Source organism: Bacillus sp. AL-1R (assembly GCF_052180195.1).
In the GTDB taxonomy this organism is placed as follows: Bacteria; Bacillota; Bacilli; order Bacillales; family Bacillaceae_G; genus Gottfriedia.
Map to the genome: position 1 here is coordinate 1,510,032 of NZ_CP197469.1, position 26,270 is coordinate 1,536,301.

Here is a 26,270-nt window from a genome sequence, read left to right on the forward strand (position 1 = left end):
GAGAGGCTGTATTATCAACTAATTATGCAAGCGATTTCGAAAATTTGCATCATTTGAGATAATGAAAAATTATTATGAAGATTTTAGTGCCGAATTTTGGTGCGAGAGGGGGAGATATAAGCATGGAAGCGGCTAGAGTTCTGGAACATCAGCCTAATTTACCTAATAAAGAATCGAATAAAATGAACCCATCACTATCTGCCATTCTCTCAGTTTTGATTTGGGGATTAGGACAAGTAGTCAATAAACAATATTTAAAAGGTATGTTCTTTTTTACAATTCAAATACTAGTTTTAGCCATTGAAGTTTTAACAGGTCATTACACTAATCTTTCAGAGGGGTATTATTTAAGAGAAAATGGTGGTTTTTTTATTAAAGGGTTATGGGGATTAGTGACGTTAGGTACACAGCCCCGTACGATGGGAATTACAGGATTAACTGAAGGAGATCACTCAATTGTACTACTAATAAATGGAATAATATCGTTCATTTTAATTTCTATTCTTCTAGGAATCTATTATTGGAATATTAAAGATGCTTATAAAGTAAGAAAGATATTTAATGAAACAAATATACTGCAAACTTCTAAAGAATATCTTACGGATTTATGGGATGGAATGTTTGAATTTATTGTATTAATACCATCGATTATTATGCTAACATTTATATCTTTAATGCCAATTATCTTTGGAATATTAATTGCTTTTACAGATTATAATAAATTTCACTTGCCGCCTACTAAATTAGTAAACTGGGTTGGATTAGAGAATTTTATCAATTTATTTAGCCTACCAATTTGGACTCATACATTTACAGGAGTATTTACTTGGACGTTTGTTTGGGCAATTCTTTCTACTGCTACATGTTTCTTTGGTGGTTTATTCATGGCAGTAGTCATAAATAGTAGTCTAGTAAAAGGTAAGAAATTCTGGCGTACAATCTTTATTTTACCTTGGGCGATTCCAAGCATGATTTCTCTTCTTGTATTCAAAACATTGTTTAACGGTCAATTCGGACCAATCTCACAATTTTTAGTCAATATTGGTTTGACAGATGAACGAATTAATTGGTTTACAGATTCTAACCACCCTAATTTAGCTCGTATAACAATTATTGTTATTAATTTATGGCTAGGATTTCCATACTTTATGGCATTAATGACAGGGGTAATGACTAGCTTAGATAAAGAAATATATGAAGCTGCTAAAATAGATGGGGCTTCAAAATCTCAGGAATTCTGGAAAATTACGTTCCCCTTAATAATAGCAGCAACAGCACCATTGTTAATTATGTCATTTGCAATGAATTTTAATAACTTCAATGTCATTTATTTTTTAACTGAAGGTGGACCAACAAATCCGAATTATCAATTTGCAGGTTCTACTGATATTCTTATAACATGGATTTACAAATTGACTCTTGATAATCGTATGTATAATATGGCATCTGTTATGTCGATTCTAATATTTTTAGTTATTGGATCAATTTCTGCGTGGAACTTTACTCGTACAAAGCAATTTAAAGAGGAGGAGTAAAATGTCTACTATTACACAATTAAATAGAAAAAGATTAAACTTTGGAAAAGGATTATTAACTACTTTAATTTATCTATTATTAACTTTAGTTGCTCTAGTTGTTTTGTTTCCAATTATTTGGATACTAGGATCATCGTTCGGTGAATCAACTGGACTCGCCAATGCAACACCTTTACCAAAAAATCCAACAATTATCCATTATCAAGAATTATTTGAGAAGACGAAATTTTCTCTATGGTATTGGAATACATTAAAAATTGCTTTAATTAATATGGTTCTTTCAATATTTTTATCAACATCAGCTGCATATGTCTTTTCTCGTTATAAATTTAAAGGAAAAAAATTTGGTATGATTGCAATGCTAGTTCTTCAAATGTTCCCTTCTTTTATGGGGATGATTGCTATTTATATCTTATTTTTAAACTTTGGACTATTAGATAATCACTTAGGACTAGTTTTAGTTTATGCAGCTGGACAAATTCCTTTTAATACGTGGTTAATAAAGGGGTATCTAGGAGCTGTTCCAAAGTCACTTGATGAATCAGCGATGATTGATGGAGCAACTAAAACACAAGTGTTCTTAAAAATTATTTTACCATTATCAAAACCAATTTTAACTTTTGTTGCATTAACCCAATTTATGGTCCCATGGATGGATTTTATTCTGCCACGTTTATTAATTAGCTCAAATGAAAAGAAAACACTTGCCATTGGCCTGTTTGATTTAATTAAAGGACAGACGAATCAGAATTTTACAATGTTCGCAGCAGGTGCAGTGTTAGTAGCAGTACCAATCACAATTCTATATGTAGTACTTCAAAAATATGTCATCCAAGGCGTCACTGCTGGAGCGAATAAAGGTTAATACAAAAAGAGTGGGGTCTTGCATCTCACTCTTTTTTTTCAAAAGAGATAATCAAAACAATTAATATACTTGTTTCTCTTTATGTTGCATCTTTTTTCTTTTCGGTTGTTCAAATCAAAGTGGGAACATAATATCGATGCAAAAAAGTAATTAAGCTTTACATAAAAGAGTAATTTATTCATGAATAACGCTTCCATTCATCATTCAAGAGTGATCATAAAAGGGTATGGAACAATTATTCTTGAAAATCAAAAATAAAGTAGTTGTAGTTAGACTTTTTTGACTCTGTAAATGGTATCATTAGTGTATCTTACTTAATGATATTTTAATGAAAGTTCGAGCTAGAAATGAGGTTATTAGGATGGGCATTACAATACATGAGGTAGCAAAAGCAGCTGGTGTTGCACCTTCTACTGTTTCTCGAGTAATTTCAGATAGTCCACTTATTAGTGAGCGTACAAAAAGAAAAGTAAAAAGAATTATGGAAGAGTTAAGGTATCACCCAAATATAAACGCAAGAAATTTAGCAAATAAATCATCTCAAACATTAGGTATTGTCATGCCTAGTTCAGCAAGTAAGGCATTTCAAAATCCTTTTTTCCCTGAAGTGATTAGGGGGATTAGTTCTACTGCTCATATTAAAGATTATTCCCTTCTAATTTCAACTGGTGAAACGGAAGATCAAATTCTTGAAGCAGTTAAAAAAATGGTAATGGGTAAACGTGTAGATGGTATTATTTTACTTTATTCACGTGAAAATGATCCAATTATTCAGTATTTATTAGACCAGGAATTTCCGTTTGTACTTGTAGGAAAACCATATCAAAATGTTGAAAGAATTACTTATATTAATAATGACAACTATGGTGCCGCTAGAGAAGTAACAGATATGTTTATTCGAAAAGGTCATACGAAAATTGCGTTTGTTGGTGGAAGTAGAAAATTTCTTGTCACTCAAGATCGATTAAACGGGTATTGTGACGCAATGAAATTAGCGGGCTTACCGCTTTCTAATGAATACATTTTCCATGATGATTTCTTATTCGAAAGCGGAAAAGTATCGATTGATCATTTAATGTCTCTAAAAAATCCACCAACAGCAATTGTAGCTGCAGACGATATTATAGCTCTTGGAATATTGAGTTCGCTTGCAGAACAAGGTATACAAGTACCTGATGAGATTTCAATTATTAGCTTTAATAACTTAGTATTCACAAAACTAGCAACTCCAAGTCTTTCATCAGTAGACGTTAACATTTTTCAACTAGGCAATGAAGCGACTAAATTAGTAATTGAAAAAATCCAATCAAATGACTCACTTTCAAAAAGTGTCGTCGTACCATATCGAATTATCGAAAGACAATCTAGTATGAGTTAAAAAATTCATTTCAAGAGTATGAAAAGGACTGTCTGATAGTCCTTTTTTCATTCAAATCAGTGTTCATTCACTATGTATGTGATTTTTTATTAATTCAACAACATCTAAAAGATAGTTACTTTCGTGTGAAACAAACTGATTTTTATCTACTGATTTTTGAATTGGAATTTTTTCATCTGTTTCAGTCATTTGAAAACCAACAACTTCTACTGTATCTTTTAATCCATGTGCGAATTGATAAAATTGATTAAAATCAGCTTTGACTATACCTGAAACTTCTTCTTTTTGTAGGTGGAAATCTGTAAAAGGTTTTTCGCTTTTTAGTAAAAAAACATGACTCAATTCACGATCAATAATAGTATCTAAAATGATTGAATTTTTAATGGTGCCAAGTGGGATTACATCTTCCATTTTTACTTCAATTCCAAGTTCTTCTTTTACTTCTCTTAATCCATCTTGAACAGTTTCAGTAGATAATAAATGACCAGCTGCAGTTATATCAAATAAATTCGGATAATCCTTTTTTTGATGACTACGGATTTGAAAATAGATTGAAGCTTGGTTATCTACTATACTTAGTAACCAGCAATGAAATGTTTCGTGCCATAATCCCTTTTTATGTACTTCACTCCGTGGGGCTTCTCCTATATGATTACCAGATTCATCAAAAATTTTAAGTAATTCTTCTACCATTTTACTAACCACCTTGTTATTTGATCTATGATCCTTGTACTTCATTATAAAAAAATTTATCAGTTGAAGTATAACATGTATGACGAATGGCATGTTCATGAGTTAACTATTTTCTGAAAAGTTTACATTCATCCATAATTAGGTTAATTTAGTATTATATATTTGTAAAAGTTTGTCTGGTGTATAATGATTTGTAGACATTTTCACAGATGACTTCATTAAATTAAAATTATTAGGTGAATTGAAATGAGAATAGCTTTTTTTGACTCGGGAATTGGTGGGTTAACTGTCTTAAATGAGGCACTGAAAAAATTACCAAATGAAGATTTTTTATATTTTGCTGATACGCTTCACGTTCCTTATGGTACAAAGTCGAAGGAAGAAGTAAGTGCATTTGTAAAAAAGTCTGTAGAAATGATTATTAAAGAAGATGTGAAAGCACTTGTCATTGCATGTAATACGGCTACTAGTATAGCAGTAAATGAATTGAGAGAAATGTATGATTTTCCGATTATCGGAATGGAACCGGCTGTAAAACCAGCTGTTGAAATGAACAGAACAACTGGTAAGAGAGTATTAGTTTTTGCGACTCCACTTACGTTAAAGCAAAAAAAGTATAATGAGCTTATTTCAAGGGTGGACGATCTAAGTATTGTTGATTCATTGCCTTTACCAGAACTAGTTCATTATTGTGAGGAATTAAATTTTAATGAAAATTTTATGATTGATTATTTTAAAAGTAAACTTTCATTATTTAATATTGAGCAATATGGAACCATTGTTTTAGGGTGTACTCATTATCCATTTTATAAAAATATCCTAAAAAAGATTTTACCTGAAGATGTTCGAATTGTTGATGGAAGTAATGGAACTGTCAAACGATTAATCCAGCTTCTTGGAGAAAATGGCCAATTAAATGAAACTGGTCAAACAAATGTCAAGTTTATGTGTTCAAATAATGACATAGAATATATTGAGAAGACAAAAGAGGCGTTAAGCTACTTGCAGAATGAGAGATAAAAGATAAGCTAGATTTAGTCTTCTATAACGTGAAAAATGGTGCCCGTTAATAGGCACCATTTTTATTATTTCTTCAGTTTTAAAACAAGTTCTTCATCAGGTGTTACATACACTGTATTGTTTTGTTCGTATATGACAAAACCTGGTTTGGAACCATTTGGTTTTTTTACATTGCGAATTTGTGTGTAATCAACTGGCACCGAGCTTGATTGACGTGCTTTACTAAAATATGCAGCAATAATAGCTGCTTCTTTAATCGCAATTTCACTTGGATCCTTAGCACGAATGACAACATGAGAACCCGGGATATCTTTTGTATGAAACCAAAGTTCGTCTCTACTTGCAAGTTTATTTGTTAAATAATCATTTTGTTTATTATTTTTACCGACTAATAATTGTTCACCAGTAGTTGAGATGTATTCATCTAATGTGACTTTTTGTTTGTTTGATTTTTGGGCTTTTTTCGATTTTTTCTTCCTAATATAACCCGTCTCTACTAGTTCTTCTCTAATTTCTTCTAAATCACGTGGTGAAGCAGATTCAATTTGCTGAATAACTGTCTCTAAATAATCATTTTCTTCTGTCGTTAATTTAATTTGTTCTTCGATATGTGCGACTGAATTTTTAAGCTTAGTATATTTGGTGAAATAAGCTTGTGCATTTTCAGAAGGTGTTTTTAATGGCGATAAAGGAATAACCATTTTGGCACCATTTTCGTCATAGTAATTTATGACTTCAATTTCTTTCATACCTTTTTGTATTGCAAACATATTTGCTGTAAGTAATTCGCCTTGTAACTGAATTTTATCTGCTTTATCGGTATCTTCAAGACTTTTAAGTAATTTTTTAATTTTTTTCTTATTTTTTGTCAGTTCATTTTGTAACAGTTTTTCTAAGTCTCCGCTTTGTTGTTTTACTCGGTCACGTTCAGCTTTACCAAAGTAAAAAACATCTAATAGCTCACTTAAGCTGTCGAAAACAGTTTGTTCGGCTTGTAAGTGAGATAAATTAATGAAATAAAACATTTCTCTCGATTCTAAGCGGAAAAGTGAAGGAGTAAACTTTTTTAATTGTATTTCATTCATGATTGTTTTAAACGATTTATACAAATCCTCTTTTCCTTTATAGACAATTTCATTTGCGAGTAATGGAGAGATTCCGGAGAAATGTTGAACAATTGCTTCGGACGGTGATTTGTCACTTTGAGTTATAAGTTGATTAAACTCCTCTTTGGAAGTGACTTTATAAGGATCATGTTTTTCTTGTTTAGGTGGAGAAATATAAGTAGCTCCAGGTTGTACTATTCGATGTCGATTAACGGCCATCGGTACATGCTTTATGCTATCTAATATTACTTGTCGTTCTTCATCAATTAAGATGATATTACTATGTCTACCCATTAATTCAATGATCAATGTTCGGTATTGTTCATCACCAATTTCATTTCTACTACGTACTTTCATGTTCACGATTCGCTCATGTTCTAATTGTGTAATGCTTTCAATGATGCCACCATTTAGATGTTTTCTTAAAAGCATTGTAAACATAGATGGTTCTGATGGAGTATCATAGTTTTGATTTGTAAAATGGAATCTTGCGTAACTAGGGTGAGCGCTTAATATTAGTTTGTAATTGGCACCATTTGCTCTCACGGTTAGTAGTACCTCATAGTTACTAGGTTGTACAATTTTTGATATTCTTCCAGTTGTTAATTTAGAAGCTACTTCGTTTGTCATAGCTCCTGTAAAAAGTCCGTCAAAAGACATATGTATCACGTCCTACTCTTTAAAAACACTATTTTTATTTTTGATCCTAAAATTTCTAATAACTTCCAGTATTACATTCAATCTTTCCCTTAAATCAACCTATTTTAAAAACTGTTTCATATCCATATATTAAACAATCAAGATCGTTCTAAAAGCGAATTCAATCATACAATATCTTGATTAGTCTTGTCACATTTTCAGTTGCTAAAAGCTAGATTTATTTTCATCATTATATCATTAATTTGGACGAGTCTGAATATGCTTTTATCAAGAGGTAAGGGGGACAACTTACCTAATGTTTAATTAGGGGTGAACGCGGGTATGAATTTTTATCGGATGAGAGCGGAAGAAGTCGTGCAAGTAACGAATACAAATGTATCCTCCGGTTTAACTGATGAGGAGGTAAAGAAAAGGCGAGCAACATTTGGGGCAAATGAATTAAGGGAATCAGAGAAAACTTCCAAACTCGTTTTATTTTTAAATCAGTTTAATGATTTTATGGTATTTGTTCTATTAGGCGCTACGATTATATCAATCTTTTTAAAGGAAGTAGTAGATGCAGTAGCGATTTTGGCAATTGTATTAATTAACGGGATTTTAGGATATTTTCAAGAAGCTAAAGCAGAAAAATCATTAGAAGCTTTGAAAGAATTGGCTGCTCCACAAGTAAATGTTTTGCGCGATGGACAATTTGTTAAGTTACCTTCAAAGGAATTAGTTGTTGGTGATATTATTAAGTTTTCAAGTGGTGATCGGATTGGTGCTGATATTCGCATAATCGAAGCATCAAGTTTATACATAGAAGAATCAGCGCTTACAGGTGAATCAGTTCCGGTTCAAAAAAGATTTGAATCAATTCAGTCTGATGATATTGGTATTGGTGATCAAGATAATATGGGCTTTATGGGAACACTTGTTACGCGTGGAAATGGGAAAGGTGTAGTTGTTTCGACAGGAATGAAAACAGCAATGGGGCAAATTGCAAATTTACTTCAAAATACAGAAACCATTGTTACACCTTTACAAAGACGATTAGAACAATTAGGTAAAATATTGATTATTCTAGCATTGTTTTTAACAGCTTTAGTTGTATTTATCGGTGTTTATCAAGGAAATGAATTATATCATATGTTTTTAGCGGGTGTGTCACTTGCAGTTGCTGCGATTCCAGAAGGTTTGCCAGCGATTGTAACAGTTGCTTTATCACTTGGGGTACAACGAATGATTAAAAAGAAAGCAATCGTTCGAAAGCTTCAAGCGGTTGAAACATTAGGATGTGCTTCAGTCATTTGTTCAGACAAAACAGGGACAATGACCGAAAATAAAATGACTGTTACAAATATTTGGTCGGGTGGAGCGAGTTATGAAGTATCTGGAAATGGCTATGCAATTGATGGAGAGTTTACAAATAAAGACAGAACCATTAATCCAACATTAAATAAACAATTATTTCAAACTCTTGTATTCGGATCTATTTGTAGTGATGCACAATTGATTCAAAAGAAAAAAGAAATTGTATTAGATGGTGATCCAACTGAAGGCGCGATTGTTGTGGCAGGGTATAAAGCTGGAATCGATCGTGAATACGTAAATTCGAATTTTACTAGAATACATGAACTTCCTTTTGATAGTACACGGAAAATGATGTCGGTTGTTGTAAAAAATCGATCAGGTGAACAATTTGTGATTACAAAGGGTGCACCAGACGTCTTACTTTCAAAATGTAATACAATTTTATGGCATGAAAGGGAAGAACAATTAAATACGTTTAGACAAAATGCAGTAGAAAATATAATTGAAACTTATGCAAATAATGCACTCCGTACGATTGCGATTGCGTTTAAACCATTAAAATCAAATTCAATCATTGATGAAAGGGATCTCGAAAGTGATTTAACTTTTATTGGCTTACAAGGGATGATTGACCCACCAAGAGCAGAAGTTGCACAAGCTGTTCAAGAATGTAAAGAAGCTGGTATAAAAACGGTTATGATAACTGGGGATCATAAATTAACAGCTTCTAGTATAGCTAGAAAACTAGGAATCTTAAGAGATAATGGTAGAGTAGTAGAAGGGAAAGAATTAGATGCACTATCAATAGAGCAGATTCAAGAATTTGTAGAGGATGCTGCTGTGTTTGCTAGAGTATCGCCTGAACATAAATTAAAAATTGTAAAAGCCCTTCAAGCAAATGGACATATTGTTGCAATGACTGGTGATGGTGTAAATGATGCACCAGCAATTAAAGCGGCGGATATTGGTATTTCAATGGGGATTACTGGTACAGATGTAGCAAAGGAAGCTTCATCTTTAGTATTACTTGACGATAATTTTGCCACTATCAAATCAGCAATTAAAGAAGGTCGCAATATTTATAGTAATATTCGCAAATTTATTCGTTATTTATTAGCTTCAAATGTTGGTGAAATTTTAGTAATGTTGTTTGCGATGTTATTAGCTTTACCGCTACCACTTGTTCCAGTACAAATTTTATGGGTAAATCTAGTGACTGATGGACTACCAGCTATGGCATTAGGTGTTGATTCAGCTGAAGATGATGTCATGAAAAGAAGTCCTCGCTCGGTAACAGAAGGGATTTTTGCAAGAGGTTTAGGATGGAAAATTATTTCAAGAGGGTTCTTAATTGGATTTGTCACACTATTAGCATTCATTATTTCGTACAATCAACATCCAAATCAACTAGAATATGCACAAACAGTAGCATTTTCAACATTAGTATTAGCACAATTAATTCATGTGTTTGATTGTAGAAGTGAGCGATCCATTTTCCATCGAAACGTATTTGGAAATTTATATTTAATTGGAGCAGTTATCGTTTCTATGCTTTTAATGCTAGTAGTTATTTACTACCCACCATTACAACCTATTTTCAAAACGATACCAATCGTGCCAAGAGATTGGTTCTTAATTGGAGGTCTTTCATCTATTCCAACTTTTATGCTTGCAGGAGCATTATTTACTAAGAAAAAATAATTTGCGAACAAAATGGATAACCAATTTAAAATATGTTATAATTCCTTAAGGTAGTAGAGGTATGCTCTATTACCTTTTCTCTTTTACATATTGAATGAAATTTGGGAAATAAAATAGAGAGAAAATTAGTGTATTGGAAGTGGAACAATGGTCGTAAGTATGACAGGGTATGGTAAAGCCATTTTGTCAAATGAACAGTACAAAATACATATTGAAATGAAAGCAGTGAATCATCGATACTTAGAGACAATCGTTCGAATGCCAAGACAATTATTAGCATATGAAGATGCAATTAAGAAAATTGTAGCTAAGTATACTAGTCGAGGCCGAGTTGAGGTTTTTGTTACAATTGAGGGCTTATTACAACGTACATTACAAATAGATGAAGGCTTAATTCAACAATATAAAAAAGCGATTGAAAATCTTTCGGGCGAAGCGGAAAGTAAATCTTTTTATAATCCGATCGATTTATTAAAGCTACCGGAAGTTACTACTGTAAGTGAAGTAGAACAAATCAATGATAATTTTGAAGAATTATTATTAACGACTACTGAAAATGCATGTCAGCAATTTTTTGATGTTAAGTGCAAAGAAGGTGGACAACTTAAAAAAGATTTAATAGAAAGATTATCAGCAATTGAAGAATGTAAAAAACAGATTACTGTTCATTCTCCACTTGTTTTGAAATCTTATCGTGAAAAACTTCAATCAAAATTAGCGGAAGCTGAATTAACAACGGTTGATGAGCAAAGATTATTAACAGAAATTATGCTCTTTGCAGATCGATGTGACATATCTGAAGAATTAGTTCGACTGACTAGTCATTTAGAATTGTTTAATGAAACTTTACAAATAAAAGAATCAATCGGGAGAAAATTAGATTTTATCGTACAAGAAATGAATCGAGAAGTGAATACGATTGGTTCGAAAGCAAACTCATTAGATATTTCTAAACAAGTTGTTGAAATTAAAAATAATCTTGAAAAAATTAGAGAGCAAGTTCAAAATATTGAATAATGTAAAAGATTTGTTTATAGTTGCAAAGGTCCGGTAACAATGTGAATTAGAAGACTAATTAATTTTTTAATTGACTCTGACACACGAAAAAAGTAACGAGCGATTGACCTTTAGTAAATTAAACTGTCTAGAATTAGAAGGGTAGGGTCATAAATGAGGCATGAAAGAGGCTTATTAATCGTACTTTCTGGTCCATCTGGAGTAGGTAAGGGTACGGTGCGTAAAGCTATTTTTGATAATAAGGATTTAGATCTTCAATATAGTATTTCGATGACGACAAGAAAACCTCGTGAAGGTGAAGTACATGGAGTGGATTATTTCTTTACATCAAAAGAAGATTTCAAACAGAAAATAAATGAAGATAAGTTTCTTGAGTGGGCAGAGTTTGTAGGTAATTACTATGGAACGCCAATTGATTATGTTGAAAAAACATTAAGCGAAGGAAAAGACATTTTCCTGGAAATTGAAGTTCAAGGTGCCCTGCAAGTAAAAAAAGCTTTTCCTGAAGGAATCTTTATTTTCTTAGCCCCTCCGAGTATGAGAGAATTACAAAATCGAATTGTAACAAGAGGTACAGAAACTGAAGATGTGATTATGAATCGTATGAATGCAGCAAAAGAAGAAATTGAAATGATGGATGCTTACGATTATGTAGTCGAAAATGATCAAGTTGATTTAGCTTGTGAACGTATTAAAGCAATTATTTTAAGTGAACATTTAAAACGTGAACGAGTTGCAAATTATTATAAAAGAATGATGGAGGCCGAATAAACTATGTTATATCCTTCGATTGACCGTTTATTAACAAAATTAGACTCAAAATATACGCTAGTAACAGTTGCTTCAAAGCGTGCTCGCGAAATGCAAGTAAATAAAGATATTCGTGTTGAAAAACCTGTATCTGATAAATTTGTAGGAAAAGCATTAGAAGAAATTAATGCTGGATTATTATCTTATAGAAAACTTGAAGATGTTAAAGAAGATTAATATTTAACTGTGTGATGAGGCTGTCCCAAAACATTTGCTAATTATCCATATGACTAAAAAGGACAACGTGGTGTTTAACACCTCTCCTAAAAGTTTATGTGGTGATTAGAAATGGGGGCAGTCTTATTTTTGTGATAAAATAACCGAGTAGTTGATCCGCGAAAAGCGCTGTATTCGAAACAAGATTCAGACAACTAAGCTCATTGTTTAGCTTTTTTTAGAAAAGTCTATAACATTTATTTAAAACATATTTGTGGTATCTTAGACATAGAACATCCAAAAGACCTATTTTTTGACATATTACATAGAAAGAATAAAATTTGAAAGGGTGAAGGTGAGTGGAACAAAAAAAGATTCTCCTATGTGTTACAGGTGGAATTGCAGTTTATAAAGCAGCAGCACTTACAAGTAAATTAGTACAAGCAGGATATGACGTTAAAGTAATGATGAGCCCTTCCGCAACTAAATTTGTGACACCTTTAACGTTTCAAGCTTTATCAAGAAATGATGTTTATATAGATACTTTTGATGAAAAAGATAGTTCTAAAATTGCACATATTGATTTAGGCGACTGGCCTGATTTAATCATCGTTGCTCCAGCAACTGCTAATACGATTGGAAAATTAGCAAATGGTCTTGGGGATGAAATGATTTTGGCAACTTTACTGGCTGCAACAAAACCAGTTTGGGTCGCACCTGCAATGAATGTTAATATGTATAACCATCCGATTGTACAAAAGAATATGAACATATTAAAAGAGATTGGTCATCGATTTATTGAGCCAAATGAAGGATATTTAGCATGTGGCTATGTTGGAAAAGGTAGATTAGCAGAGCCAGAAGAAATCGTTCAATATGTGAATGAATATTTTAAAAGAGATGTTGGTTTATTAAAAGGTAAAAAAATCATTATTTCTGCCGGTCCAACAGTTGAAAAAATTGATCCAGTTCGTTTTGTTTCAAATCATTCAACAGGAAAGATGGGCTATAGTATCGCAGAAGTTGCACTTTCTTTAGGAGCAGAGGTGATTTTAGTTTCTGGACCAACTAACTTAACTCCACCTAAAGGCTGTAAATTTATCCAAATCGAATCTGCAAAGGAGATGTTTGAAGCGATTTGCTCTTATTATCATGAGGCGGATGTTGTAATAAAAACAGCTGCAGTTGCTGATTACACCCCTTCGATTACTTATGACCAAAAAGTGAAAAAAGCAGATGGTGATCTGTCAATTGCTTTTAAACGTACAAAAGATATTCTATTAACTTTAGGTCAACATAAAACACATCAAATATTAGTAGGGTTTGCTGCAGAAACTGACCAAATAGATGAGTATGCAAAAAGTAAACTTTTAAAGAAAAATGCTGATATGATTGTTGCCAATGATGTAACAAAAAAAGGGGCTGGTTTTGGAACTGATACGAATATAGTTACCATATTTAAGCGTAATGGTGAAGTTAAACCACTTCCTAAAATGAGTAAAAAAGAAGTAGCAGAAGAAATATTACTTGAAGTTCATCACTTATTAAATGAGGTAGAAAGATGACATACGCATCAGTTTTAGTTGATGTATCAGTCAGACAAACAGACCGTCCTTTTGATTATAAAATACCAACTAGATGGCAGGATGCAATACAACCTGGAATGCGAGTAATTGTTCCATTCGGACCAAGGAAAGTTCAAGGATTCGTCTTGTCTATAAAGGAAACAACTAATTTAGAGAAGGTTAAAGAAATCGAAGAAGTTCTTGATGTCATGCCAGTATTAACAGAGGAGCTTCTTCTTTTAGGTTCTTATCTATCTGAAAAAACACTTTGTTTTTTCATTTCTGCATATCAAGCAATGCTTCCGACTGCTATAAAAGCTGTATATAAAAAACATGTTCAAGTTAAATCTGATGAGGCTTTAAATCAATTAGTTCCTGAATTAGCAAATCTATTTTCAGTCGTTAAAAGAAGAGAATGGACTGAAGTTGAAAGTCTAGTTAGTAAAATTTCATTAGTTCAACGAGCAATAAAAGAAGGACTGCTTGAAATTGAATATGAAGTGAAAAATAAAGCCAATAAAAAAACAGAACGTGTAGTTTCTCTATTAAAGGTATTAGACGAAGAATTACCTTTGATCAAATCTCCACAACAAAAAGACATTATTGAATACTTACGTATGAATGGTCAAACAAGTGTGAAGGAGCTAAAAGAATGTCTTGGCATTACGGATTCGCCTATAAAGACATTAGAGAAAAACGAGGTAGTTTCAATTAAAACAATAGAAGTCTATCGTGATCCTTATGAAGGTAAGGAAATCGAACTCTCTAAGCCTTTACCACTAATAGAAGAACAACAATCTGCATTTGAGCAAATTGTTTCATCATTTCAGGAAAGAAAGAATAAGATTCATCTTTTACACGGAGTAACAGGAAGTGGAAAGACTGAAGTTTATTTGCAAACTATTCAAGAAGTCCTATCTGAAGGGAAAGAAGCAATCGTATTAGTACCAGAAATTTCACTTACCCCACAGATTGTAGGGCGTTTTAAAAGTAGATTCGGAAATGATGTCGCAGTTCTACATAGTGGTCTATCGATCGGTGAGAAATATGATGAATGGAGAAAGATTCAAAGAAAAGAAGTTAAGGTAGTAGTAGGTGCCCGTTCTGCAATCTTTGCTCCATTTGAAAATATTGGCATGATCATCATTGATGAAGAACACGAGACGACATATAAACAAGACGAACATCCAAGATATCATGCAAGGGATATTGCAATTTGGAGAGGAGAATATCATCATTGTCCGGTCGTTTTAGGAAGTGCGACTCCAACACTAGAATCATATGCCAGAGCAAATAAAGGGGTTTATGAGCTAAATACAATGTCCAAAAGGGTAAATCAAGGTCCATTACCTGAAGTGGAAATAGTCGATATGAGAGAGCAGTTAAGAATCGGTAATCGTTCGATGTTTTCTACAGCACTACATGAAAAAATAATTGATCGATTAGAGAAGAAGGAACAAATCATCTTATTTTTAAACCGTCGAGGCTATTCTTCGTTTGTAATGTGTAGGGATTGTGGTTACACAATTCAGTGCCCCCATTGTGAGGTTTCATTAACTTATCATAAGAATAACCATCATCTAAAATGTCATTATTGCGGATATGAAACATATATGCCAAAACAATGCCCATCGTGCCAGAGCGAACATATTCGATTTTTTGGAACTGGAACACAAAAGGTAGAGGAAGCTATTACAAAAACGTATCCAGAGGCACGAGTCATTAGAATGGATAATGATACGACTAGTCGTAAAGGTGCCCACGAAAAAATGCTTAAGCAATTTGGGAACGGTGAGGCAGATATTTTACTAGGTACACAGATGATTGCAAAAGGACTGGATTTTCCAAATGTTACATTAGTTGGAGTTTTAGCAGCAGATAGTTCACTACATTTACCAGATTTTAGAGCAAGTGAGCGAACGTTTAGCTTACTGACACAAGTAAGTGGAAGAGCTGGCCGTCATGAAAAGCCAGGTGAAGTAGTTGTACAAACCTATTCACCAGAGCATTATAGTATCGAATTTGCTAAAACACAAAACTATGTTGCGTTTTATGAAGAAGAAATGAAAATAAGACGCTCATTTCGATATCCACCTTTTTATTATTTAGTTTTAATATCAATAGCTCATAATGATTTAATAAAAACAGTAAAAGTAAGCGAACAAATTGCAAGCTATCTAAGAGAATACTTATCAGAAAAATCCATTATACTCGGACCAGTAGCATCACCAATTGCAAAAATAAAAGACCATTTCCGATATCAATGTGTGATAAAATACAAATCTGAACCAGCACTCTATGACGTACTAAACAAAATCCAACAATACTACCAAGACGAAATAGACAAAGGAAAACTACAACTAACAATCGACTTTCAACCAACTATGTTTATGTAACGAAAAGTGGAGGCGACTGGTCAGCCCCGACAAGCATAAGACAAAGACCGAGAAAGGTTGGTTTTTACCTTTATCGGGCTTTGGCTTATGACCTCGAGGGGCTAGGAGCCGGAACTGGACAACTCGAAAAGTGGAGGCGACTGGTCAGCCCCGACAAGCATAAGACAAAGACCGAGAAAGGTTGGTTTTTACCTTTATCGGGCTTTGGCTTATGACCTCGAGGGGCTAGGAGCCGGAACTGGACAACTCGAAAAGTGGAGGCGACTGGTCAGCCCCGACAAGCATAAGACAAAGACCGAGAAAGGTTGGTTTTTACCTTTATCGGGCTTTGGCTTATGACCTCGAGGGGCTAGGAGCCGGAACTGGACAACTCGAAAAGTGGAGGCGACTGGTTAGCTCCGGCAAGCATAAGACAAGGGCCGAAAAAGGTTGGTTTTTACCTTTATCGGACCTTGGCTTATGACCTCGAGGGGCTAACGCCTGGGGCTGGACAACTCGAAAAGCGGAAGGCGTTTGCTAGAGTCGCTAGAAGCATAAGACAAATGACGTTTTAAGAAAATAAATTTAACAAACAATCAAGATAGGAGTTGTGAAATTGGCTTTATTAAAAATAGTAGAATATCCAAATGAAGTACTTGAAACACCATGTGAAAAAGTGACGACATTTGATAAAAATTTAGTAAAACTTTTAAATAATATGTATGAGACAATGCTAGCAGCAGATGGTGTTGGCTTAGCAGCTCCACAAGTTGGGGTTCTGCAACAAGTTGCTGTTGTTGATGTTGAAGATGAGAATGGAAGAATTGATTTAATTAATCCAATCGTAATGGAAACAAAGGGTGAGCAAACTGATGTTGAAGGTTGTTTAAGTTTCCCTAATTTATATGGTGATGTAACAAGACCTAGCTATGCGAAAATAAAAGCACAAAATAAACGTGGAAAATATTTTATTATAGAAGCACGTGGATTTTTAGCACGTGCACTTTTACATGAAATTGATCATTTAAATGGAGTATTATTCACTTCTAAAGTCTCGAAATACTACGAAGAAAGTGAATTAGAAGGGTAGGCAATAAAATGACAAAGATTGTTTTTATGGGGACACCAGATTTTTCTGTTCCTGTTTTAAGAAGATTAATCGAAGAAGGATATGATGTAGTCGGAGTAGTAACTCAGCCAGATCGCCCTGTTGGTCGAAAAAGAGTGTTAACTCCTCCTCCTGTTAAAGTAGAGGCTTTAAAACATAATATCCCAGTTTTACAACCTGAAAAAATTAGACAACCAGAAGAAACAGAAAAAGTATTGGCGTTGAAACCAGATTTAATTGTTACTGCAGCTTTTGGACAAATTCTTCCTTCAGAAATTCTTGATGCTCCTAAATTTGGTTGTATAAATGTACATGCTTCATTGTTACCAGAATTACGAGGTGGAGCTCCTATTCACTATTCAATCATTCAAGGCAAGAGTGAAACTGGTGTAACAATTATGTATATGGTTGAAAAATTAGATGCTGGTGATATGTTGGCCAAGGTCGTTGTTCCAATTGAAGAAAAAGATCACGTTGGAACTCTTCACGATAAATTAAGTATAGCTGGTGCGAATTTACTTTCAGAAACAATCCCACCATTATTAAAAGGTGAAATTACGCCAGTTAAGCAAGATGAAAGTAAAGTAAGCTTTGCGAAAAATATTAAACGTGAGGAAGAACAAATTAATTGGTCAAAAACTGGTGAAGAGATTTATAATCACGTAAGAGGTTTACACCCTTGGCCAGTAGCTTATACTACATTAAACGGAGAAGTTTTAAAAGTTTGGTGGAGTGAAAAAGTAAATACGAATCAAAATTCTACACCAGGTGAAATAATTGATGTTTTAAATGATGGCATATTAGTAGCAACAGGTAATCATACTGCCATCAAAATTACAGATTTACAACCTGCTGGTAAAAAGCGAATGGAAGCAAAGCAATATATTAATGGTGCAGGTTCATTTATTGAACGCGGAATGAAGTTAGGAGAATAACATGAGTAAAAATGTACGAGAGATTGCCTTAGAGGCTCTTCTTTCAGTTTATAAAAATCAATCGTATAGTAATTTGTTAGTAAATAACTATATTCAAAAGAATGATTTATCTTCTGCTGATTCGGGACTATTAACAGAAATAATCTACGGAACAATCCAAAGAGATCAATTGTTAGATTTTTATTTAGAACCATTCATTAAAAATCAGAAAAAATTAGAAGAATGGGTTTATATTTTAATCAAACTTTCATTATATCAATTGCATTTTTTAGATCGTATCCCTCCTCATGCAGTATTAAATGAAGCTGTTAATATTGCTAAGAAGAAAGGCCATAAAGGAATTGCTTCATTAGTAAATGGGGTTTTAAGAAATATTCAAAGAAATGGTTTACGATCAATCGATGAAATAAAAGACCCGATTGAAAGGCTTTCAATTGAAACGAATCATCCAAAATGGTTAATTGAACAATGGGTCAAAGAATTCGGAGAAGAAGAAACGAGAAAAATATGTGAAGAGAACATACTTCCCCCGTTTCAAACTGCAAGAGTCAACACGATGAAAGCAACAAGAGAAGAAGTAATTAAAATGCTTGAAGATGAAGGAGTACAAGTCAAGGAAGGAAAACTGTCTCCATTTGCAATAGAAATCCAAAAAGGAAATGTTGCTCATACGAATGCATTTAAAGAAGGTTACCTTTCAATTCAAGATGAAAGTTCGATGTTAGTTGCACAAGCACTTGGAGTTGAAAAAGGTGAAGATGTATTAGATACATGTGCAGCTCCAGGAGGGAAATCAACTCATATTGCTGAGTTGTTAGGCGGAACTGGATCGGTCACTTCATTAGATTTGCACAAGCATAAAGTAAAGTTAATAAAAGACCAAGCTAATCGTTTAGGTTTAGATAATATCGAAACGAAAGCTTTAGATGCAAGAAAAGCTCCTGAAGAATTTGAAGGAAGATTATTTGACAAAGTATTAGTAGATGCTCCATGTTCTGGTTTAGGGGTAATTCGTCGTAAACCGGATATTTTATTAAAAAAGAATGCCACTGATGTATCAAACTTACAAAGAGTTCAGAAGTCTATTTTAGACGAATCTTCAAAGTTAGTTAAGCCAGGTGGAACTTTAGTATATAGCACTTGTACAGTAGGACATGAAGAAAATATTGATGTAGTTGAAGCTTTTTTAGATGAGCATCAAGATTATGAATTAGATCATTCATTAATTGATCATGTTCCGGAAAAATTAACTAAAAATAAATCGGTCCAAAAAGGGTATATACAGCTTTTACCACATTATTTTGGAACGGATGGATTTTTTATTGCAAGATTAAGGAAGAAGGTGTAACGTTGAAATTAGAAAATACAACAAATTCAGTCAAAATAGAAAAAACGCATAAAACCTCAATTTACTCGTTAAAAGTGAGTGATTTAGAGGATTGGTTAAAGGCGCAAAAGCAGCAGGCTTTCCGTGCTAAGCAAATTTATAATTGGCTATATGTTCAACGAGTTGAAAGTTTTGAAGAAATGCAAAATATTCCAAAAGATTTACGTTTGTTACTTGAAGAGAATTTTACAATTACGACATTAAAAACATTAGTTAAACAAACCTCTTCAGATGGTACGATGAAATTTTTATTTGAATTACATGATGGATATTCAATTGAAACTGTTTTAATGAGACATAATTATGGCAATTCTGTATGTGTAACGACACAAGTAGGTTGTCGAATTGGATGTACTTTTTGTGCATCGACTCTTGGTGGTTTAAAACGAAATCTTGAAGCAGGTGAAATCGTAGCACAAGTATTAGAAGTACAACGTGCAATTGATGAAGTTGAAGAAAGAGTTAGCTCAATTGTAGTTATGGGTATAGGCGAACCATTTGATAACTATAATGGTTTAATGGATTTCTTACGAATTGTTAATTCTGATAAAGGTCTTAATATTGGTGCAAGACATATAACAGTATCAACAAGTGGAATCATTCCAAAAATCTATAATTTTGCTGATGAAGGTCTTCAAATTAATTTCGCGATTTCTTTACATGCTCCTAATAGTGAGTTGCGTTCTAAATTAATGCCAATTAACCGTGCATACAAATTACCGGATTTAATGGACGCTGTTCGTTACTATGTTGAAAAAACAGGTAGACGTGTAACGTTTGAATATGGTTTATTCGGTGGTGAAAATGACCAAGTTGAGCATGCTGAAGAACTTTCAAAGCTACTTAAAGGAGTTAAATGTCATGTTAATTTAATTCCAGTTAACTACGTACCTGAAAGAGATTACGTAAGAACACCAAAAGAACAAATTTTTGCATTTGAAAAAGTACTTAAAAATAATGGAGTGAATGTTACAATTCGTCGTGAACAAGGTCATGATATAGATGCAGCTTGTGGACAGTTGCGTGCAAAGGAGCGTAAAGAGGAGACGAGGTGAAACAATGCAAACTTTTTTTCAAACTGATACGGGGAAAGTTCGAGAGCATAATGAAGATAGCGTAGGTATTTTTACGAACGATTCAGGAATCGTATTAGCTGTAGTTGCAGACGGAATGGGTGGCCATTTAGCTGGTGAGGTTGCTAGTATGATGGCGATCAATTTTCTTGAAGCAGAGTGGAAAAATACTAGTAAATTTGAAACACCGGTTGAAGCCGAATCATGGCTAAAAAATATTGTAGCACAATTAAATACAAATTTATTAGTTCATTCAGAACAAAATGAAGAGTGCAAGGGGATGGGTACAACTCTTGAAGCGATTATTTGTACTCCTTTATTTTTTACGATTGCACATATAGGTGATAGTAGAAGTTACTTGAGGAATGATGAAGGGTTTAAGCAAATAACAGAAGATCATACTTTTGTCGCTGAACTTGTTAAATTTGGGCAAATTTCGATGGAGGATGCAGAAATTCACCCACGTAAAAATATTATAACGCGAGCACTTGGTACAGAGGAAACAGTTGACGTTGATATTAAAACTTTAACTTGGGAAGAAGATGATTTAATCATTTTATGTTCAGATGGTTTATCGAATAAAATATCAAATGAACTTTTCAATGAAAAATTAAATGAAAATCTACCAATCGATGTTCTCGGTAACCAGTTGATTACACTCGCAAATGATCTTGGTGGAGAAGATAACATCACGCTTGCCATTATTAAGTTTGAGCCTAGAAATATAGAGAAAGGGTGATGATGAGCGTGATTATTGGTAGACGCCTAAACGACCGATATAAGATTTTAAAATTAATTGGTGTCGGCGGTATGGCAAACGTTTATTTAGCCCGTGATATGATATTAGATCGAGATGTAGCTGTAAAAATGTTAAAAGCTGATTTTTCAAATGACCCTGATTTCTTAAGAAGATTTCAACGTGAAGCATATTCAGTTACTTCACTTTCTCATCCAAATATCGTAAGCTCATATGATGTTGGGGAAGAAGATGGATTACAGTATATCGTCATGGAATACGTTGAAGGTGAGACTTTAAAGGAGTATATTCAAAATCATACACCAATAAAGCCAAAAGAAGTATTGAGGATTATGGAACAATTAGCCTCAGCATTAGCGCATGCGCATCATTTTCAAATCGTTCATAGAGATGTAAAACCGCAAAATATTTTAATAAATAATGAAGGAAACGTAAAAGTAACTGACTTTGGTATTGCGACAGCTTCGACGGCTGCAACAATTACACAAACAAATTCAGTACTTGGTTCTGTTCACTATCTCTCACCAGAACAAGCAAGAGGTGGAGTTGCGAACAAAAAATCAGATATTTATTCTTTAGGTATTGTCATGTTTGAGCTGTTAACTGGAAAACTACCATTTTCGGGTGAAAGTGCAGTTGCGATCGCATTAAAACATTTACAAAGCGAAGTACCACCACCAACTAAATTTAATCCAGAAATACCTCAAAGTGTTGAAAATATCGTTTTAAAAGCGACAGCCAAAGATATCTTTTATCGATACGATACCGCAGATGAGATGAAGCTAGATTTACAAACAGCTTTAGATCATAATCGTTTAAATGAAAAACCTTTTGTGATTCCTACAAATGATGATGAAACAAAGGTAATACCGATTATAAAGGATATTCCTGTACCAACTAGTGATGATACAGTTGTCGTACCAACAAAGAAAAAAGCAATTAAAGAAAAAGAACCAATCAAAAAAGAACCTGTCAAAAATGATGAACCTGATAATTTAAAACGGAAGAAGAAAAATTCTTTTGCAAAGTTTATTATTGGTACATTTATTGCACTCTTAATTGGTGGTTTATTAGCAATAACATTAATTCCTGCGTTATTTTTACCTGAAGACGTAGAAATTCCTGATGTTAAGGATATGACATATGAAAGTGCAGTTACATTGCTTGCATCAAAAGGGTTAAAAATAAGCGATCCGAAAGAAATTTTTGATGATGAAGTAGATGAAGGAAAAGTAGTAAAAACCTCTCCTAATATTGGGGAAACTGTTAAAGAAAATTCATCAATAACGATCTATAAATCAAAAGGTAAAAAGAGTAACGAGATGGAAGACTTAAAAGGGTTCCTATACAACACAATAAAATCTCGATTACAAGACGATTATCGTTCGGTTACAACGCATTTTATCGAAAGTGATGCACGAGAAGGTGAAATAACCGACCAATCTCCAAACGTAGGGGCTGAAGTCGTTCCATCAGAAACAGATTTAAATGTATGGATAAGTAAAGGGGCATCGACGATCACTCTTCGTGACCTAAAAGGATGGTCTAGAAAAGATGTTGAAACCTATGCAGGTGATAATAACCTAAAGCTTAACGTAACGAAAGAAGAATCTGGAACAGTTGCTGAAAATCATGTTATTTCGCAAACTCCATCTGCTAACGTTGCAGTAAAAGAAGGAGATACATTAAATGTCGTTATTTCTTCAGGAAAACAAAAAGAAAAGACGAAAAAAGTAACGATCAATGTACAAGTTCCATACACCCCAACGAATCCTAGTACACCTCAGTTAATAGAGGTATTTATTAGGGATAAAAATAATAATGGTGAAAAACCTGCAATTTCAAAATCGATCACCGAAACAACTACTATACCAGTAGAAGTGACAATTGATCCTGGACAAACTGCTTCCTATAAAATTGTTAAAGATGGTCAAGTTATTGCAGAAAGAGATGTACCTTATCCATCGAATTAAAGAGCTGTAGGAGTGAGTATATGCCAGAAGGCAAAATCATAAAAGCATTGAGTGGATTCTATTATGTCGAGACAGATGAGACAGTTGTTGCTTGTCGTGGCAGAGGAAATTTTCGTAATAAGAAAATAACACCTTTAGTTGGAGACGAGGTAGAATATCATATCGAAAAGAGTGGAGAAGGTTATCTACTTGAAATAAAAGAGCGTAAGAATGAACTTGTTCGACCACCTATTGCGAATGTTGATCAAGCCATTTTAGTTTTTTCAGCAGTAGAGCCTGATTTTTCTCCCATATTATTAGATCGATTCCTTGTATTAATTGAATTTAATGAAATTAAACCTTTAATTGTTATTACAAAGATCGATTTGTGTTCAGAAACACAATTAAAATTAGTGTATGAATACGTTTCTTATTATCGCCAAATTGGATATGAAGTATGTTTAACTTCTTCTAAAACTGAAGAAGGATTAGAAAAAGTTCTTCCACATATGGCAAATAAAATATCTGTATTTGCAGGACAATCTGGCGTTGGTAAGTCAACTCTATTAAATGCGATAAACCCAGAGCTTGATTTAAAAACAGGTATTATTTCCTCGCATTTAGGACGAGGAAAACATACAACTAGACATGTTGAATTAATCAAAATTGGACAGGGACTAGTTGCAGATACACCTGGTTTTAGTTCTTTGGAATTTATTGGAATTGAAGCTGAAGATTTATCGTATTGTTTTGTAGAAATGCGAGAAAAAAGTCAAGAATGTAAATTTAGAGGTTGTACCCACTTAAAAGAACCAAAATGTGCTGTAAAAGCTGCGGTTGAAAGTGGGGAAATTTCTCCTAAGCGATATGATCATTATGTATCATTCATAGAAGAAATAAGAGATAGAAAGCCGAGGTATTAATCATGGTTAAAATTGCACCATCAATCCTTTCAGCAAATTTTGCTAAACTTGGAGAAGAAATTTTAGATGTAGAACGTGGAGGTGCAGATTATATTCACGTAGACGTAATGGATGGTCATTTTGTACCAAATATTACAATTGGACCATTAATTGTAGAAGCAATTAGACCAGTGACGAAGCTTCCACTTGATGTACATTTAATGATTGAAAAACCTGATCAATACATAGAGCAATTTGTAAAAGCTGGAGCAGACATTATTACCGTTCATGTCGAAGCTTGTACACATTTGCACCGTACGATTCAAACGATTAAATCATTTGGTATTAAAGCAGGTGTGGTTCTTAATCCTGCGACTCCAGTTTCAACAATTGAACAGATTATAGACGATGTCGACATGGTCCTTTTAATGACAGTAAATCCTGGCTTTGGTGGGCAGAAATTTATTCATTCAGTTGTCCCTAAAATAAGACAAGTTGCTAATCTAATTAAAGAGCGCAATCTATCAGTTGAAATTGAAATTGACGGTGGGGTTGACGAGCGTACGGCTAAAATTTGTATAGAAGCAGGTGCTACCGTATTAGTAGCTGGTTCCGCAGTTTATAATAAGGAAGACAGAAAAGAAGCAATAGCGAAAATTAGAGGATAATGTAATCATAAATTGCATGGTAAATCTAATAATGAAACAAAAAATGCAATCGACATTCGATTGCATTTTTTTTAAAGGTGGAAGAAAAAATTGATTATACATATTGTAGGTGCAGGACCGAAATCGAACACAATTACTGAAATTACTTCAAAAGACGAAAAAAAGCAGCTAATTGGCGTTGATAATGGAGCTCATTACTTAATTGAGGAAGGATTAATTCCAGAAGCAATATTCGGTGATTTTGACTCTTTAAGTGAAGAAAATTTAGAAAAAATAAAAAGGCTAGTCCCAAATGTTTTTATTTACCCTCCTGAAAAAGATGAAACAGATTTAGAACTAGCTATTCAATGGGCAATTAGACAAAAACCAGAAAAGATTATGATCCATTGTGTAACTGGAAAACGTTTAGATCATGAATTTGGTAGTATTACATTATTAATAAAATTTATGAATTCGAATGTACCAATTAAAATCGTTGATGAATATAACGAAATATATGTTATTCAACAAGGTACCCATTTTATTCGTAAATTGCAGCATTTTAAATACGTATCTTTTTTTGCTTTAGGTGCTAAAGTAAAAGATTTAACCTTAAAGGGGTTTAAATATCCACTTACTAATCATTTACTGGAGATTGGATCATCACTGTGTGTAAGCAATGAACTGTTAGAGAGTGAAGGGTCTATTTCATTTAGCGAGGGCATAGCATTAGTAGTAAGGAGCAAAGATTAACAATTTCATGTCATAGATTTCGCTCAGCGCAAGTAGAATGTAATAGGATTAATCTTTTCCTTAAAAATGCTAGAAAGCTTGTAGGAGGGAAAGCATGAGATTTTATACGATTAAATTACCAAAATTTCTTGGCGGACTTGTTCGTGCCATGCTGAGTACATTTAAAAAAGACGCTTAGTTTTAGTTGGGGTTGGATTTTTCGGTTGAGGTAAAAGGTCATAAAAAAAGTAAAAAAGCATAGCGGATCGCTATGCTTTTTAGTACGTTAATAAATTAAACGCGCTCAATTTTACCTGATTTTAATGCTCTCGCTGAAACGTAAACACGCTTTGGTTTACCGTTTACTAAAATACGAACTTTTTGAAGGTTAGCACCCCAAGTACGTTTTGAAGCATTCATAGCGTGAGAGCGACTGTTACCAGAACGAGACTTTCTACCTGTGATTACACAAACACGAGCCATCTATTTCCCTCCTAACAAAAAACGGAATAACATTTCAATGATTATTTTCATTCAAACACTACTATAATTTATCATACCGCTCTACTTAATGCAACAGTTATTGGTAAGTTGTTCAAGAAA

The 26,270-nt window shown here is 33.5% G+C and carries 23 protein-coding genes; 20 read left to right on the forward strand and 3 right to left on the reverse strand.

The genetic code is table 11. The features are described from left to right. The first annotated feature begins 122 nt into the window (after positions 1 to 122). The 3 genes from ACSBO6_RS07035 (at position 123) to ACSBO6_RS07045 (ending at position 3,778) form a co-directional block, all read left to right on the forward strand. Positions 123 to 1,535, forward strand: coding sequence for a carbohydrate ABC transporter permease (locus tag ACSBO6_RS07035; protein WP_498844411.1), 1,413 nt, complete (start codon positions 123 to 125; stop codon positions 1,533 to 1,535). Position 1,536: 1 nt separating this feature from the next. After that, entirely contained in the window at positions 1,537 to 2,400 is an 864-nt protein-coding gene (locus ACSBO6_RS07040; protein ID WP_098846732.1) for a sugar ABC transporter permease, read from the forward strand. A 361-nt stretch (positions 2,401 to 2,761) separates the two neighbouring features. After that, positions 2,762 to 3,778, forward strand: a complete 1,017-nt coding sequence (locus tag ACSBO6_RS07045) for a LacI family DNA-binding transcriptional regulator (RefSeq protein WP_498844412.1) — start codon at positions 2,762 to 2,764, stop codon at positions 3,776 to 3,778. Between the two features lie 63 nt (positions 3,779 to 3,841). Here the strand turns inward: ACSBO6_RS07045 and ACSBO6_RS07050 are convergent, their stop codons facing one another. Further along, complete coding sequence (locus ACSBO6_RS07050; RefSeq protein ID WP_498844413.1) at positions 3,842 to 4,471, reverse strand: NUDIX hydrolase; 630 nt, start codon at positions 4,469 to 4,471, stop codon at positions 3,842 to 3,844. Positions 4,472 to 4,717: 246 nt separating this feature from the next. Here ACSBO6_RS07050 and murI point away from each other — a divergent pair, with 246 nt between their 5' ends. Beyond that, positions 4,718 to 5,491: a glutamate racemase gene (murI, locus tag ACSBO6_RS07055; protein WP_098846729.1), complete on the forward strand. Its 774-nt coding sequence runs from the start codon at positions 4,718 to 4,720 to the stop codon at positions 5,489 to 5,491. 65 nt (positions 5,492 to 5,556) lie between these two features. On the opposite strand, the gene ACSBO6_RS07060 is transcribed toward murI, so the two are convergent. Next, complete coding sequence (locus ACSBO6_RS07060) at positions 5,557 to 7,257, reverse strand: Rqc2 family fibronectin-binding protein (protein WP_498844414.1); 1,701 nt, start codon at positions 7,255 to 7,257, stop codon at positions 5,557 to 5,559. Between the two features lie 321 nt (positions 7,258 to 7,578). On the opposite strand from ACSBO6_RS07060, the gene ACSBO6_RS07065 reads away from it, so the two are divergent. The 16 genes from ACSBO6_RS07065 (at position 7,579) to spoVM (ending at position 25,866) form a co-directional block, all read left to right on the forward strand. Then, entirely contained in the window at positions 7,579 to 10,251 is a 2,673-nt protein-coding gene (locus tag ACSBO6_RS07065) for a calcium-translocating P-type ATPase, SERCA-type (RefSeq protein WP_098846727.1), read from the forward strand. Between the two features lie 147 nt (positions 10,252 to 10,398). Further along, entirely contained in the window at positions 10,399 to 11,268 is an 870-nt protein-coding gene (locus ACSBO6_RS07070; protein ID WP_098846726.1) for a YicC/YloC family endoribonuclease, read from the forward strand. 153 nt (positions 11,269 to 11,421) lie between these two features. Then, complete coding sequence (gene gmk / locus ACSBO6_RS07075; RefSeq protein ID WP_098846725.1) at positions 11,422 to 12,039, forward strand: guanylate kinase; 618 nt, start codon at positions 11,422 to 11,424, stop codon at positions 12,037 to 12,039. Positions 12,040 to 12,042: 3 nt separating this feature from the next. Continuing rightward, entirely contained in the window at positions 12,043 to 12,255 is a 213-nt protein-coding gene (rpoZ, locus tag ACSBO6_RS07080) for a DNA-directed RNA polymerase subunit omega (protein ID WP_098846724.1), read from the forward strand. A gap of 338 nt (positions 12,256 to 12,593) precedes the next feature. Next, complete coding sequence (gene coaBC, locus ACSBO6_RS07085; protein ID WP_498844415.1) at positions 12,594 to 13,799, forward strand: bifunctional phosphopantothenoylcysteine decarboxylase/phosphopantothenate--cysteine ligase CoaBC; 1,206 nt, start codon at positions 12,594 to 12,596, stop codon at positions 13,797 to 13,799. Further along, positions 13,796 to 16,195, forward strand: coding sequence for a primosomal protein N' (gene priA, locus ACSBO6_RS07090; RefSeq protein WP_098846722.1), 2,400 nt, complete (start codon positions 13,796 to 13,798; stop codon positions 16,193 to 16,195). The genes coaBC and priA overlap by 4 nt, the downstream gene beginning before the upstream one ends. A 595-nt stretch (positions 16,196 to 16,790) precedes the next feature. After that, positions 16,791 to 17,264 (forward strand): peptide deformylase, encoded by a 474-nt coding sequence (def, locus tag ACSBO6_RS07095; protein ID WP_098848387.1) that lies wholly within the window; start codon positions 16,791 to 16,793, stop codon positions 17,262 to 17,264. Between the two features lie 8 nt (positions 17,265 to 17,272). Continuing rightward, positions 17,273 to 18,217, forward strand: coding sequence for a methionyl-tRNA formyltransferase (gene fmt, locus ACSBO6_RS07100; protein WP_098848386.1), 945 nt, complete (start codon positions 17,273 to 17,275; stop codon positions 18,215 to 18,217). 1 nt (position 18,218) lies between these two features. Then, the gene (gene rsmB / locus ACSBO6_RS07105; protein WP_098848385.1) at positions 18,219 to 19,565 is read left to right on the forward strand and encodes a 16S rRNA (cytosine(967)-C(5))-methyltransferase RsmB; all 1,347 of its coding nucleotides are present in this window, start codon (positions 18,219 to 18,221) and stop codon (positions 19,563 to 19,565) included. Positions 19,566 to 19,567: 2 nt separating this feature from the next. Next, positions 19,568 to 20,659, forward strand: a complete 1,092-nt coding sequence (gene rlmN / locus ACSBO6_RS07110) for a dual-specificity RNA methyltransferase RlmN (protein WP_498844416.1) — start codon at positions 19,568 to 19,570, stop codon at positions 20,657 to 20,659. 4 nt (positions 20,660 to 20,663) lie between these two features. Further along, entirely contained in the window at positions 20,664 to 21,416 is a 753-nt protein-coding gene (locus ACSBO6_RS07115) for a Stp1/IreP family PP2C-type Ser/Thr phosphatase (protein ID WP_098848384.1), read from the forward strand. 8 nt (positions 21,417 to 21,424) lie between these two features. Continuing rightward, entirely contained in the window at positions 21,425 to 23,407 is a 1,983-nt protein-coding gene (gene pknB / locus ACSBO6_RS07120) for a Stk1 family PASTA domain-containing Ser/Thr kinase (protein WP_098848396.1), read from the forward strand. A gap of 20 nt (positions 23,408 to 23,427) precedes the next feature. Next, positions 23,428 to 24,309 carry a ribosome small subunit-dependent GTPase A gene (rsgA, locus tag ACSBO6_RS07125; RefSeq protein ID WP_098848383.1) on the forward strand — a complete coding sequence of 294 codons (882 nt, stop codon included), beginning with the start codon at positions 23,428 to 23,430 and terminating at the stop codon, positions 24,307 to 24,309. A gap of 2 nt (positions 24,310 to 24,311) precedes the next feature. Next, on the forward strand, positions 24,312 to 24,956 hold the full coding sequence (rpe, locus tag ACSBO6_RS07130; protein WP_098848382.1) for a ribulose-phosphate 3-epimerase: 645 nt from the start codon (positions 24,312 to 24,314) through the stop codon (positions 24,954 to 24,956). A gap of 90 nt (positions 24,957 to 25,046) precedes the next feature. Beyond that, positions 25,047 to 25,688 carry a thiamine diphosphokinase gene (locus tag ACSBO6_RS07135; protein ID WP_098848381.1) on the forward strand — a complete coding sequence of 214 codons (642 nt, stop codon included), beginning with the start codon at positions 25,047 to 25,049 and terminating at the stop codon, positions 25,686 to 25,688. Positions 25,689 to 25,782: 94 nt separating this feature from the next. Continuing rightward, a complete protein-coding gene (spoVM, locus tag ACSBO6_RS07140) occupies positions 25,783 to 25,866 on the forward strand; it encodes a stage V sporulation protein SpoVM (protein ID WP_056470930.1) in 84 nt (27 codons plus the stop codon). A gap of 95 nt (positions 25,867 to 25,961) precedes the next feature. Here spoVM and rpmB read toward each other — a convergent pair whose 3' ends face one another. Next, positions 25,962 to 26,150 (reverse strand): 50S ribosomal protein L28, encoded by a 189-nt coding sequence (gene rpmB, locus ACSBO6_RS07145; protein ID WP_025568947.1) that lies wholly within the window; start codon positions 26,148 to 26,150, stop codon positions 25,962 to 25,964. Positions 26,151 to 26,270 lie beyond the last annotated feature (120 nt).

Bases quoted from the DNA above. Each gene is read 5' to 3' on its own strand.
- ACSBO6_RS07035 (WP_498844411.1), top strand. From the start codon at position 123: ATGGAAGCGGCTAGAGTTCTGGAACATCAGCCTAATTTACCTAATAAA.
- ACSBO6_RS07040 (WP_098846732.1), top strand. From the start codon at position 1,537: ATGTCTACTATTACACAATTAAATAGAAAAAGATTAAACTTTGGAAAA.
- ACSBO6_RS07045 (WP_498844412.1), top strand. From the start codon at position 2,762: ATGGGCATTACAATACATGAGGTAGCAAAAGCAGCTGGTGTTGCACCT.
- ACSBO6_RS07050 (WP_498844413.1), bottom strand. From the start codon at position 4,471: ATGGTAGAAGAATTACTTAAAATTTTTGATGAATCTGGTAATCATATA.
- murI (WP_098846729.1), top strand. From the start codon at position 4,718: ATGAGAATAGCTTTTTTTGACTCGGGAATTGGTGGGTTAACTGTCTTA.
- ACSBO6_RS07060 (WP_498844414.1), bottom strand. From the start codon at position 7,257: ATGTCTTTTGACGGACTTTTTACAGGAGCTATGACAAACGAAGTAGCT.
- ACSBO6_RS07065 (WP_098846727.1), top strand. From the start codon at position 7,579: ATGAATTTTTATCGGATGAGAGCGGAAGAAGTCGTGCAAGTAACGAAT.
- ACSBO6_RS07070 (WP_098846726.1), top strand. From the start codon at position 10,399: ATGGTCGTAAGTATGACAGGGTATGGTAAAGCCATTTTGTCAAATGAA.
- gmk (WP_098846725.1), top strand. From the start codon at position 11,422: ATGAGGCATGAAAGAGGCTTATTAATCGTACTTTCTGGTCCATCTGGA.
- rpoZ (WP_098846724.1), top strand. From the start codon at position 12,043: ATGTTATATCCTTCGATTGACCGTTTATTAACAAAATTAGACTCAAAA.
- priA (WP_098846722.1), top strand. From the start codon at position 13,796: ATGACATACGCATCAGTTTTAGTTGATGTATCAGTCAGACAAACAGAC.
- fmt (WP_098848386.1), top strand. From the start codon at position 17,273: ATGACAAAGATTGTTTTTATGGGGACACCAGATTTTTCTGTTCCTGTT.
- rsmB (WP_098848385.1), top strand. From the start codon at position 18,219: ATGAGTAAAAATGTACGAGAGATTGCCTTAGAGGCTCTTCTTTCAGTT.
- ACSBO6_RS07115 (WP_098848384.1), top strand. From the start codon at position 20,664: ATGCAAACTTTTTTTCAAACTGATACGGGGAAAGTTCGAGAGCATAAT.
- rsgA (WP_098848383.1), top strand. From the start codon at position 23,428: ATGCCAGAAGGCAAAATCATAAAAGCATTGAGTGGATTCTATTATGTC.
- rpe (WP_098848382.1), top strand. From the start codon at position 24,312: ATGGTTAAAATTGCACCATCAATCCTTTCAGCAAATTTTGCTAAACTT.
- spoVM (WP_056470930.1), top strand. From the start codon at position 25,783: ATGAGATTTTATACGATTAAATTACCAAAATTTCTTGGCGGACTTGTT.
- rpmB (WP_025568947.1), bottom strand. From the start codon at position 26,150: ATGGCTCGTGTTTGTGTAATCACAGGTAGAAAGTCTCGTTCTGGTAAC.